The sequence below is a fragment of the Chamaesiphon sp. OTE_8_metabat_110 genome, from assembly GCF_031382685.1.
Taxonomy (GTDB): domain Bacteria; phylum Cyanobacteriota; class Cyanobacteriia; order Cyanobacteriales; family Chamaesiphonaceae; genus Chamaesiphon.
On sequence record NZ_JANMZA010000454.1, the window covers coordinates 1 to 10,687 of the forward strand.

Annotated in this window: 14 protein-coding genes and 1 CRISPR repeat array; of the genes, 8 read left to right on the top strand and 6 right to left on the bottom strand. The window is 45.9% G+C overall.

Going from position 1 to position 10,687, the window contains the following annotated elements:
• Positions 1 to 63 precede the first annotated feature (63 nt).
• The 3 genes from RMO52_RS16695 (at position 64) to RMO52_RS16705 (ending at position 1,760) form a co-directional block, all read left to right on the top strand.
• Positions 64 to 159 (top strand): cytochrome b6-f complex subunit PetL, encoded by a 96-nt coding sequence (locus RMO52_RS16695; RefSeq protein WP_309744802.1) that lies wholly within the window; start codon positions 64 to 66, stop codon positions 157 to 159.
• Between the two features lie 81 nt (positions 160 to 240).
• Positions 241 to 1,056: a carbon-nitrogen hydrolase family protein gene (locus RMO52_RS16700; protein WP_310416415.1), complete on the top strand. Its 816-nt coding sequence runs from the start codon at positions 241 to 243 to the stop codon at positions 1,054 to 1,056.
• A 401-nt stretch (positions 1,057 to 1,457) separates the two neighbouring features.
• Positions 1,458 to 1,760: a YggT family protein gene (locus RMO52_RS16705; protein ID WP_309744806.1), complete on the top strand. Its 303-nt coding sequence runs from the start codon at positions 1,458 to 1,460 to the stop codon at positions 1,758 to 1,760.
• Between the two features lie 15 nt (positions 1,761 to 1,775).
• Here RMO52_RS16705 and pyrR read toward each other — a convergent pair whose 3' ends face one another.
• Positions 1,776 to 2,318, bottom strand: coding sequence for a bifunctional pyr operon transcriptional regulator/uracil phosphoribosyltransferase PyrR (pyrR, locus tag RMO52_RS16710; protein ID WP_310416390.1), 543 nt, complete (start codon positions 2,316 to 2,318; stop codon positions 1,776 to 1,778).
• Positions 2,319 to 2,634: 316 nt separating this feature from the next.
• Between pyrR and hemJ the strand changes: the two genes are divergently transcribed.
• Together hemJ and ubiE are read left to right on the top strand one after the other, a co-directional pair.
• Entirely contained in the window at positions 2,635 to 3,216 is a 582-nt protein-coding gene (hemJ, locus tag RMO52_RS16715; RefSeq protein WP_309744810.1) for a protoporphyrinogen oxidase HemJ, read from the top strand.
• Between the two features lie 145 nt (positions 3,217 to 3,361).
• Complete coding sequence (ubiE, locus tag RMO52_RS16720) at positions 3,362 to 4,075, top strand: bifunctional demethylmenaquinone methyltransferase/2-methoxy-6-polyprenyl-1,4-benzoquinol methylase UbiE (protein ID WP_309744812.1); 714 nt, start codon at positions 3,362 to 3,364, stop codon at positions 4,073 to 4,075.
• Between the two features lie 20 nt (positions 4,076 to 4,095).
• On the opposite strand, the gene RMO52_RS16725 is transcribed toward ubiE, so the two are convergent.
• The 3 genes from RMO52_RS16725 to RMO52_RS16735 form a co-directional block, all read right to left on the bottom strand.
• Positions 4,096 to 4,623, bottom strand: coding sequence for a GNAT family N-acetyltransferase (locus RMO52_RS16725; protein WP_309744814.1), 528 nt, complete (start codon positions 4,621 to 4,623; stop codon positions 4,096 to 4,098).
• A gap of 347 nt (positions 4,624 to 4,970) precedes the next feature.
• Positions 4,971 to 5,570, bottom strand: coding sequence for a tRNA isopentenyl-2-thiomethyl-A-37 hydroxylase MiaE (locus tag RMO52_RS16730; protein ID WP_310416395.1), 600 nt, complete (start codon positions 5,568 to 5,570; stop codon positions 4,971 to 4,973).
• 641 nt (positions 5,571 to 6,211) lie between these two features.
• Positions 6,212 to 6,934 carry a hypothetical protein gene (locus RMO52_RS16735; protein ID WP_310416398.1) on the bottom strand — a complete coding sequence of 241 codons (723 nt, stop codon included), beginning with the start codon at positions 6,932 to 6,934 and terminating at the stop codon, positions 6,212 to 6,214.
• 238 nt (positions 6,935 to 7,172) lie between these two features.
• On the opposite strand from RMO52_RS16735, the gene RMO52_RS16740 reads away from it, so the two are divergent.
• Positions 7,173 to 7,367 carry a hypothetical protein gene (locus RMO52_RS16740; protein ID WP_310416400.1) on the top strand — a complete coding sequence of 65 codons (195 nt, stop codon included), beginning with the start codon at positions 7,173 to 7,175 and terminating at the stop codon, positions 7,365 to 7,367.
• Between the two features lie 65 nt (positions 7,368 to 7,432).
• The gene (locus tag RMO52_RS16745) at positions 7,433 to 7,681 is read left to right on the top strand and encodes a hypothetical protein (protein WP_310416403.1); all 249 of its coding nucleotides are present in this window, start codon (positions 7,433 to 7,435) and stop codon (positions 7,679 to 7,681) included.
• Positions 7,682 to 7,809: 128 nt separating this feature from the next.
• Positions 7,810 to 9,172: direct repeats of the CRISPR family, unit length 37 nt; unit sequence GTTTCAATCCCTGAAAGGGTTTAAGGTCGATTTCGCT.
• A 249-nt stretch (positions 9,173 to 9,421) separates the two neighbouring features.
• On the opposite strand, the gene RMO52_RS16750 is transcribed toward RMO52_RS16745, so the two are convergent.
• Positions 9,422 to 9,916 carry a GNAT family N-acetyltransferase gene (locus tag RMO52_RS16750; RefSeq protein WP_396135032.1) on the bottom strand — a complete coding sequence of 165 codons (495 nt, stop codon included), beginning with the start codon at positions 9,914 to 9,916 and terminating at the stop codon, positions 9,422 to 9,424.
• Positions 9,917 to 9,919: 3 nt separating this feature from the next.
• Between RMO52_RS16750 and RMO52_RS16755 the strand changes: the two genes are divergently transcribed.
• Positions 9,920 to 10,078 carry a hypothetical protein gene (locus RMO52_RS16755; protein ID WP_310416409.1) on the top strand — a complete coding sequence of 53 codons (159 nt, stop codon included), beginning with the start codon at positions 9,920 to 9,922 and terminating at the stop codon, positions 10,076 to 10,078.
• A gap of 51 nt (positions 10,079 to 10,129) precedes the next feature.
• Here RMO52_RS16755 and RMO52_RS16760 read toward each other — a convergent pair whose 3' ends face one another.
• Positions 10,130 to 10,384: a hypothetical protein gene (locus RMO52_RS16760; RefSeq protein WP_310416412.1), complete on the bottom strand. Its 255-nt coding sequence runs from the start codon at positions 10,382 to 10,384 to the stop codon at positions 10,130 to 10,132.
• Positions 10,385 to 10,687 lie beyond the last annotated feature (303 nt).

Genomic DNA, 10,687 nt, shown 5'->3' on the forward strand with positions numbered 1-10,687 from the left:
ACCCGCTAGGTTCCCGTCGATGATTTAATAGTAAGTACATAGTTATAGTGGAGTTAAAGAGTTATGTCTGGTGCGATTGCTTATCTAGGTTTTGTCGGTGTGATGTTCGCGATTGCGATGGGGCTGTTCTTTGGACTCAGATTTGCCAAGATTATCTAAGAACTAATGACTAGTCATTACTTGGCTAGTCTGGGTCTTTTTGAATCTACCATTCACTCATTGTCATTAATTGTCTCACAAATGAAGTCTTATCTTGCTGCTGCCATTCAAATGACCAGCCTACCGGATCTAGCGAAAAATCTCGCTACCGCTGAAGAACTAATCGAATTGGCTGTCCGCAGAGGTGCTGAATTAATCGGTCTACCTGAGAATTTTGCGTTTTTGGGCACCGAGCAAGATAAAGTTGCCCAAGCTGAAGAGATCGCAACTCAAACGGAGAAATTTCTCAAAACTACCGCTCAAAAGTATCAAGTGACCCTGATCGGGGGTGGTTTTCCCGTGCCAGTAGGCACCCAGGGTAAAGTCTATAATACCGCACTACTCGTCGGCCCCAGTGGTGAAGAATTGAGTAGATATGAGAAGACGCACTTATTTGATGTCAATCTTCCCGATGGCAACACCTATCGCGAATCCAGCACGGTGATGGCTGGAGTCAAATTACCTGACGTTTACCACTCGCCGCAATTAGGTGGACTGGGATTGTCTGTGTGCTACGATGTCCGGTTTCCCGAATTGTATCGTCATCTGTCTAAGTTGGGCGCGGATGTATTATTTGTGCCCGCAGCTTTTACTGCTTACACGGGTAAGGATCACTGGCAAGTGTTGCTGCAAGCTCGGGCGATCGAAAATACCTGCTATGTCATTGCGCCAGCGCAAACTGGCACTCACTATGCCATGCGCCAAACTCACGGACATGCGATGATTATTGGCCCTTGGGGGGTTATTTTAGCTGATGCTGGCGATCTTCCGGGTGTGGCGATCGCGGAAATCGATCCGACGCAATTGGCTCGCGCTCGGGCGCAGATGCCGTCTTTGCAACATCGGGTGTTTGCTTAGTTAAAGTGATTGGCGAGTTATGGTACTAAGCACAGTGGCAAATGTTAGATATTAGTGGGGTGCGATTTTACTAGCGGAGGCAGAACCCGGATCTGGGGGTTCCGACCCCCAGACCCCCCGTTGAAAGGCGGGACGCCGCCTCTCAAACTCTCCTGCGTAAGGTTCGATCTGTGAGAAGCTTAACCCTCTTTTTCTTACCTTTGCGTTCTTCACGCGCCTCTGCGGTTAAATTCCTTAGTATTACAAACGTAGGGTGAGCATTGCCCACCATCTAGATTGTGGATTGTGAGAATATTTATTTAATGGTAATGATTCAGACTTTGCGAGTGCGAGTGGGAATTGCCAACCAGCTACATTAGCTATAATAAAATTAATTATTTAACGATAAAAAATCAGACCTTATGAGTGCGAGTAATCTTCAATTAATCAATATTCTTAATATTGGTGTGAGTGTGGTCTTGGTAATTATGACCTTCTTATTTATCTTTCGGATCGTGTTGACGTGGTATCCGCAGGTAGAAAGTCAAAAAATGCCGTTTAGTTTAGTTATCGCGCCGACAGAGCCATTTTTGGCACCTTCTCGCAAACTAATTCCGCCCATTGGTGGGGTGGATATTACGCCGATCGTATGGGTGGGAATTATTAGTTTGATTCGGGAGGTTTTGGTCGGACAACAGGGTTTGATTACGATGTTAATTCGGTAGGTAGGGTTCGAGTATTTAACTAGTCGCACGGATTAACTCGACAGCATCGCGACCGTTGGCATCTTGGAAATAGACCCTAATTTGTTCCTCCCGAGCGGTGGGCAGTTTTTTGCCGCAAAAATCTGGGTGAATCGGGACTTGGCGATGACCGCGATCGATCAAGACTGCTAGTAAAATGTGCTTGGGTCTGCCATACTCTGTAACAGCATTGAGTGCAGCGCGGATCGTGCGACCCTGGTAGATCACATCATCGACTAATATGACAGTCTTGTCATTCAAATCTACCGGGATATCCGTCTTCCCTGGAGTGCGCACGGCAATTAGATCGAGATCGTCGCGATAAAAAGTGATATCTAGAGTTGCGACGGGGACTTTGACTCCTTCTAGAATTTCGATCTGTCGGGCTAACATGTTCGCAAACGGCACGCCTTTGGTTTGAATCCCCACTAGTACTACTTGGGATAAATCCCGACAGCGTTCGTCGATCTCGGAAGCTAATCTGACAACCGTGCGGCGAATTTCATCAGCCGATAAGATTTCAATAATAGAACTAGGCATAATTTACGTGTCATGACCCTTGATACTATGTCCGATCGTTGGAGAGATGGCGGTAGCAACGATTACTCTCTAGCTGTCTAAATTGCTACCCTTATTGTCTCTCCCCACAGCAGCATCTGTAAAGAGACGATCGACTCTCTACCTCGTAAAATCGAGCAAACAGCCACTAGATATTGCAGAATATTAAGCTTATCTCGATCGCGGTGGCAAGTATGAGTCTTTTTACCTAACCTGGATAGAGGGAAATTAGTCGCCGCTCGTTTGGCTACTCCCTACTCTAGTAATCGCTACCCTCTACCCCCTACCCGCTAATTTAATGGCATATCAGTGGTTTAAATCTTTTCATATTATTGGCTTTACAGTTTGGTTTGCTGGTTTGTTTTATTTAGTGCGGTTATTTATTTACCATGTGGAGGCAAATGAGCAGCCAGAACCCGCGCGAGGTATTCTCAAAGCGCAGTATCAAATTATGGAAAAACGCCTATATAGTATTATTACTACGCCCGGAATGTTACTCACGATCGCGATGGCGATCGGGATTATTTCTACAGAGCCAGAAGTTATCCATCAACGTTGGTTACATATCAAAATCGGCTTAGTCGTCCTATTAATCGGCTATCATTACTATTGCAGTAGTTTGATGAAAAAGTTGGCAGTGGATGAGTGCAAATGGAGCAGTCAGCAGTTACGCGGCTTGAATGAATTACCAACTTTATTTTTGGTGGCGATCGTCTTATTGGCGATATTTCAAAACAATTTGCCGACCGATATTACTGGTTACTTAATTGTGGGACTGGTGGTACTAATGGCGGCAACTATTCAACTATATGCTCGCAAACGGCGACTCGATGCTGAAAAGTTGGCAGTCAGTCAAAATACATCAGAAGTGAGTGTCTAATTATCGATCGAATATAATGGCTGAAACCTAGATGGTGGGCAGCGGTTCGCGCTCTGGAGGTTTCCTTCAGGTTGAGCGAAACAAGACAGTGCCCACCCTACGATCTATTAAAATCTAATTACAGCTCCCAAGTCTTAACTTATTAATGCCAACTAAATCAGATTATACATCTACAGATATTCAAGCAATCTTTAATCGGATTGCGCCCGTGTACGACAGGCTTAATAACGATCTGAGTCTGGGGATGCACTGGGTATGGAAACAAATGACCGTAGCTTGGAGCTTGGCGAAAGCTGGCGATACTTGTCTGGATCTATGTTGTGGTAGTGGCGATCTAACGCAGTTGTTAGCCAAACAGGTGGGTACTAGTGGGACGGTTGTCGGTGCTGATTTTGCCCCAGCTCAACTCACGATTGCTGCCGAACGGATTGCCAAGATTTACCCATCATTAGATAACATTAATTGGGTGGAAGCTGACGCGCTCAATCTCCCATTTGATGATAATTATTTCGATGCGGCGACGATGGGCTATGGCTTGCGAAATGTCACCGATATTCCCAGATCTTTGGCTGAGTTGCATCGAGTTTTGAAAACTGATGCGTCAGTCGCAGTTCTCGATTTTCATCGCCCTAGCAACACCCTCATTCGGCAATTTCAACAGTGGTATTTGGATACGATCGTCGTACCGAAAGCAGCACAATTAGGGATGACGGATGAATATGCTTATTTAAACCCTAGTCTCGATCGATTCCCCACTGGCATCGAGCAGATCCAATTAGGCTTAGCTGCGGGATTTAGTCATGCTGTTCACTATCCGATCGCCAGTGGCATGATGGGCGTATTAGTATTGACAAAGTAACGAATTTTGCGATCGATTATTTAGTTTGGATCGATCGCGGCGGATGCCAATATTTTGACATATACTCGATCGCATCTAGCTGTCTCGACGCCTGTGGTGGGGCGATAACCATTTGCTTCATATAGTTTCACTGCGGCGGTTAAAATGCTGGCTGTTTCGATCCAGATCTCGCGATTGCCGCGATCGTAAATTGCCTGCTCTAATAGTCCTAATAAATGCTTGCCCAAGCCTTGTCCTCTGACTTTGACACTCAAGTACATTTTACGGATTTCGATCGCGTTGCTGCCGCGATTTGGGGGCGAATCGGCACTGTGTAAGCAGGGATAATAAGCACTCGTCCCGACAATCTCACCATGATGCTCGACGACCCAAAATTCGCCACCGCGATCGAGATAATATGTCTCTATCTCTAAAACATCGCGATCTGCGCCATCTGGTTCCCAGCCTAGTCCATATTCCGCTAACGCTTGCTCGATAATACCAGCCGCCGCCAGCCGATCTGCGGGTTGCCACGATCGAATTGTAAAATCTTGGTAGTATGCGAGCATGGGAAGGTTTTAGGCTTTAGGTTTTATGTTATGGATATTAGCTTCCTTTCAGCACCGCCACCGATTGTGTCTTTTCGCTACGCGGACTGATTAACTAGTCCGCGTAGCGGCGCGCGCTCCGGAGGTTTCCTCCGGGTTTAGCGCGACAAGCGGCTCGCTCCGGTCGGGTTTCCCGACCATGGAAGCGAGACAAGACAGACAGGCGGACTTTGCTTGCGTGTGCCGAGACTTCCAGTCTCCAGGCTCTTCTTACGCTGTTACTGTGGTAGCAAGTCTGACTATTCCTAATCGGCACAAATTCAGTCACTGTTGGGATCTCCTCCCATCTCCCATCTCCCATCTCCCAACTAACTATGAACTCTGGGTTCGGGATGGAGATTGGAGAGTATATCGCTTTCAAAGATAGCTAATTCGCTCAGGCGAGTTTGGACGAGGGTGCGGTCGAAATAAGTATCTGCCAGTAACCAATAAATCCCGAAATGGCGGGCTTCTGATGCCATCAATCCGCGATAGAATGCGGCTAATTGGGGATCGGGAAGATGGCTCCCGAGTAATCCTAATCGTTCGTGAGATCGGGCTTCAATCAGTCCTGAAACTAGGAGTGAATCGAGCAAGCGATGGGGTTCTTGAGTGCGGACTTGGCTCATCAATCCTTTCCCATAAGGCGGCGCGTTGAGGGGGGCGAGGGGGATACCACGGCGTTCGAGGATCTGATTTACCTGCTCGAAATGTTCTAATTCTTCCTGAGCGATCGCGGTTAATTGCCGCACGAGTTTATGATTGGAAGGGTAGCGAAACATCATATTAATTGCGGTGCTGGCGGCTTTGCGTTCGCAATGGGAATGATCGAGCAAGATCGTATCGATATTCGCTAAGGCTTGCTCTAGCCAAGCATCAGATGTCGGTTGGCATAAAATATTTATCGTCGGGTTTGTAGTTGCAATCATCAGCACATCTCGATTGTCAATGAATTTAGTCAGACAGGGATCTAGCTATAGTATCGCGGATCTCGATGAAATTATCCCAGCGGTTTTTAAAAAGTCGCTAAACTCGACAAAACCCACTTGCCCGCGCTGGGCAAATGGGTGATGATGTTCGGATAAATCGGCAGAGGAGATTGATTTATCCAATTATTAATTATTAATTAATTTAACTAACCTAGTTATCGCTCGCAATCCCTAAATTGCAGATCGAAGATAAAAATCACCGATTTATTTACTACCTCGGATCGCTCTGATGGGAAGTTTAGTTCCCCGTTGGTAGTAACAAAGTAGAGGAAGCGACAAAAACTCTACACTAAATTGGACGATCGGGCTATGAGTTGTGGTACTCGAACATGACATTTCAACCGCTGTTTTCTACACTGTTTGTCCGCCTACCGTCGCTCTCTTACGGTGGACAATACTGGGTCACTGCGACACAACCCCCATCCAGTGCATGGATCTTGTGATTCGATCGAGAAAATAGCTTCAATAATCATTGGGAACTAGTAATAATGAATAATCACTCATCCCATACATCAATAATATCTAATCTCATCCGAAAGAAACTCGTCCTTTCGGATGAGATTTGATGGTAATTATTTAGATTATTTGCGGTAGAATATCTCTCGATCGTCTGATGTTTCTAGCACTCGGAGTTCTTTTTGACGCTGGTTAAAATGTTTTTGTACTGGTGTCAACAATTGATTTTCGGTAGTCGAGTGCATATCCCATTGGACTTCTGCGAGCAGAAACAAACATCCGGCTGTCACGATCCCCGTGTAGAGAAACTGCCAAGCCACTAGATAAGGCAGCAGGGCAATCGCGCCTAGATGTAGGAAACCACTCAATAAAAACGCCCGCGAGCGCAGTCCCCACGCTGTCGCCACATAGCCAATCCCACTAATTGCCAACCACAATTGGCACAAATGGGGTAACACAATCCAGCCGCCACCAAAAATACCCCAATTGGTGACTAACACACCACCAATTGTCAATCCGACCCACACATAGACGACCCAGCGCAATCGCTCCACACACACCCAATACCAAGCCAATTGGTAAGTACCCCAAGCACCTATGAGCGTTAATATCGACCACAGCAGCGCCTGATCCGTCCAATTGAGCGTCAAAAACTGGGCGGTCATAAAAATGACCGTGGTAATGACCCCCCACAAGATAAACACTTGGTCGATGCGGGTATAAAAGCCAGAGAAAAGCGCGACATCTTTAATTTTGATGTCCAGGTGCAGGAGTCCTTCGAGGTCTTGTACGTCTAGTGCATGTTGTTTGCGGCGGAGAATGGGTTCGGTGGTGCTAAAAGCAGTCATGCTGGAGTGTGAAGAGTAGATGTATTTGCATAACTATAATCTATTGCGATCGCACTAGATTACAGGGAGTTTAGGGTCGGGAAAATCGACTTGCTGACTTGTAGTAAATCGTTTCAATCCCTGAAAGGGTTTAAGGTCGATTTCGCTGACGATCGATCCTAATTAGGATCGATCGCTTTTTCGTTGACAATTTATTATATCTGCAATAAGGTTAAGTTGGTCTTAAAGCACTTTAGTTATGGGTCGTCGCAAGTTAAACCGAGTTCCTTTTCCCGGCTGTAAGGTCAAACCAGAAACATTAGATTTAATCAGGCAAACGGCTGTAGAGTTGGGTTACACCTATGGAGACGGCGCGGCATTGGGTGAGTTTCTAGACCGGATCGCCACAGTCGATCGCGACTTGCTCAAATTAGTCTTTTCTAAAAGCAACTAATTAATTGACAAATAAGTTAGCCTCAGTTATCGCGGAGATATGGCCCAACGTTTTTGGAGTTAAAAATGACCAGTGAATTACAACAAGTCCTCGACTCGATCGCTGAATTTAAAACCGAACTTAAATTAGAAATTAAAGATTCTGAAACCAGGCTGGAAGCAAAAATTGATGCTTATAAAATGGATGTCAAACTCTTTAATACTAAATTTGATTATTATCAGCAAGCTACCCAATGGGTAATCATTCTAGCCTTTACCTTAATCCTTGCAGCAACAGCAATTACGATATTCTCATCTGTATTTGCTTTTAGATAGTCCTACAAAGATAACGATCGACACCCCTCCTGGACAGCAAAAAGTCTCGATTGTTAATTAGCAGCATCTCAAACAGAACGATCGACACCCTGAATATTATCATCAATTTGATTAATCACAAACTCACTGTCTCATTTCCTGAAAGGGTTTGATGTCGATTTCGCTTTGGGGTTTTTTTTCGGCACTGGCGTGGGGACTACTTCGTTTCAATCCCTGAAAGGGTTTGATGTCGATTTCGCTCTAGGAGCCAATTGGCGTCAGCACCATACGTTCCTAAAATCCGCCGTTTCAATCCCTGAAAGGGTTTAAGGTCGATTTCGCTGGAGTGTGGGGAAACCATGAATGATATCGCCTTCGTTTCAATCCCTGAAAGGGTTTAAGGTCGATTTCGCTATCCGCTTATATCTTTGTGATAATTCTGGGAATTTGTTTCAATCCCTGAAAGGGTTTAAGGTCGATTTCGCTGCTTGTTGGGTCTGCCGCCCTCTGCTGCTCTGCGAAGTTTCAATCCCTGAAAGGGTTTAAGGTCGATTTCGCTACGAGACATTTCAAGCCGCGATCGGCAAAGCTTTGGTTTCAATCCCTGAAAGGGTTTAAGGTCGATTTCGCTGAGTACCGCTAACAACTCCCTATGAGATTGTAGATGCTGTTTCAATCCCTGAAAGGGTTTAAGGTCGATTTCGCTCATAGGATTCATCTGAGAAACCCCATCCGAGCACTTTGCTTCGTTTCAATCCCTGAAAGGGTTTAAGGTCGATTTCGCTCGACGTATGACTCTACCCAACCGCGTCGGGAATCCCCGTTTCAATCCCTGAAAGGGTTTAAGGTCGATTTCGCTACCGTGGTGCAACGATTAGGGACTTTCATCCCATTTTTCAATCCCTGAAAGGGTTTAAGGTCGATTTCGCTGTCCCACACACTCACAAACTAATCTCTAAGTAAAATCATGGGTTTCAATCCCTGAAAGGGTTTAAGGTCGATTTCGCTCACCGAGAACGTTTTGCAATCCCCCTTACTCCAAGTTTCAATCCCTGAAAGGGTTTAAGGTCGATTTCGCTATGCGGATCCTATCTCGTGGGATGCCCCCAACGTTGTTTCAATCCCTGAAAGGGTTTAAGGTCGATTTCGCTCCGATCGGCGTGGCTGATATCGCATTATCTGGATTGTTTCAATCCCTGAAAGGGTTTAAGGTCGATTTCGCTCAGGCGGGTATTCGGAATTTGAAATGTATCAGCCTGTTTCAATCCCTGAAAGGGTTTAAGGTCGATTTCGCTGGGACTTGGGCGGCAGCTAGAAGATCGATGTTTAAGGTTTCAATCCCTGAAAGGGTTTAAGGTCGATTTCGCTCCGAGTTAATGCTCGCAGCACGTCACTGGCGACAGGTTTCAATCCCTGAAAGGGTTTAAGGTCGATTTCGCTATATCCGCCCAGTAATAGCTCGATCCATTGTGATTGTTTCAATCCCTGAAAGGGTTTAAGGTCGATTTCGCTAGTGGGAGGCTAAAAGCCTTGATGTATTTGGTTTTCAAGGTGCAGATGCGCGAACCTCATCAATCATAACACTCAAACGAACGAGTAACCGAAAACCGAATTACTCGATCGAATCCAAAACCCTTAACCACTAAAGCTTTGAGCAATTGCGCGGGTCGATATTCTGTGAAAATGCTCACAACCCAAGCTAGAGAAGATATCCAGCTACATTTTGTCGGAATACATTTTCAACACCTACCCAACCGCGCATCAAGCCTGACCTATTTGTCTGCCCAATATTACCAGATCGCGATCGACCCCATTGAGTTCGGCGATTTGAGGTAGATAACCCCACTGTTGAAAATCGTATTTTTTGAACAGATTGATGCTCGGTTGATTGTGGGCGAAAATAAATGCCACTAGCGTTTTGATATCTAGACTATCAGCACCAGCTAAAGCTTTAGACAATAGTTGCGTGGCTAAATGTTTGTGGTGAGAATCTGGTGCGACATACACGCTCACCTCGACCGTATGCCGATAGGCATCGCGCCCATAAAACGATCGAAAACTAAACCATGCTTTAATTTTACCATCTACTTCGACTACCCATAAAGGGCGGCGATCGGGCGTGTGCGCGGTAAACCAGTCCATGCGGCTGGCAACCGTCACTGGCTCTAAATCGGCTGTCGCCATCCGTCCAGGAATCGATGTATTGTAAATTTCAATAATTGCAGGTAAATCTTCGATCGTAGCATCGCGAATCATATTGTGTTCATTAGACATGACGGCAATCGCGAGGACGATCGAGTGTTTATCCCGATCGTACTTACGATTGCCAATAATTTAGCACAGTTGCTCGCGATCGGTTGGGAGATAGGAGTTGGGAGATGGGAGATGGGAGATGGGGGGATGGGGGGACTGGTTTAATTACAGAACACTTGTGTCCCTATTCCCTATTCCCTATTCCCTATCCCCTACTTACAGCTCTGTAGCACTATCTGGTGCTACAATTTCGCCCTGGGGCTGGGTGGAGACTTCGGCTTTCTTCTTCAAATCTTGAAAACCATGAAGCTGGATGCCCATTTGATGCGCTGCTGTTTGTAATTCACGCTCGAACGTGACGATATCGCCACTATAGCCACAGAGATTCGCGGCTGCTTGAATGCCTTCCTTGGCATTGGCATTGGCGCAATCGATTAATTCGGTACCGTGCAGTGGGGTTGGTGATGCCATCAGATTTATGCTCCCAATAATATTAGTGCGCTCGCGATCGAAAATTCTCTAAATTACATATTGACAATCGTGCGGTTAAACCCGATCGGTCTTGGATTTAACCTAACACCGATCGCCAACCGACTTCAACGTCTCGAAAAATTTTCCTCACAAATTTATCGATCGCGACTGCTCTCGGCAGAAGTATGTTAATGTAGTACTGCTGCCGATCGATCCTAGTCAAAATCTATCTACCTGCGAAGATTCGAGCGGATCTGTTCGAGTTGCAGCAAAATCTCGATCGCTTGCAAATACTGGCTCGAT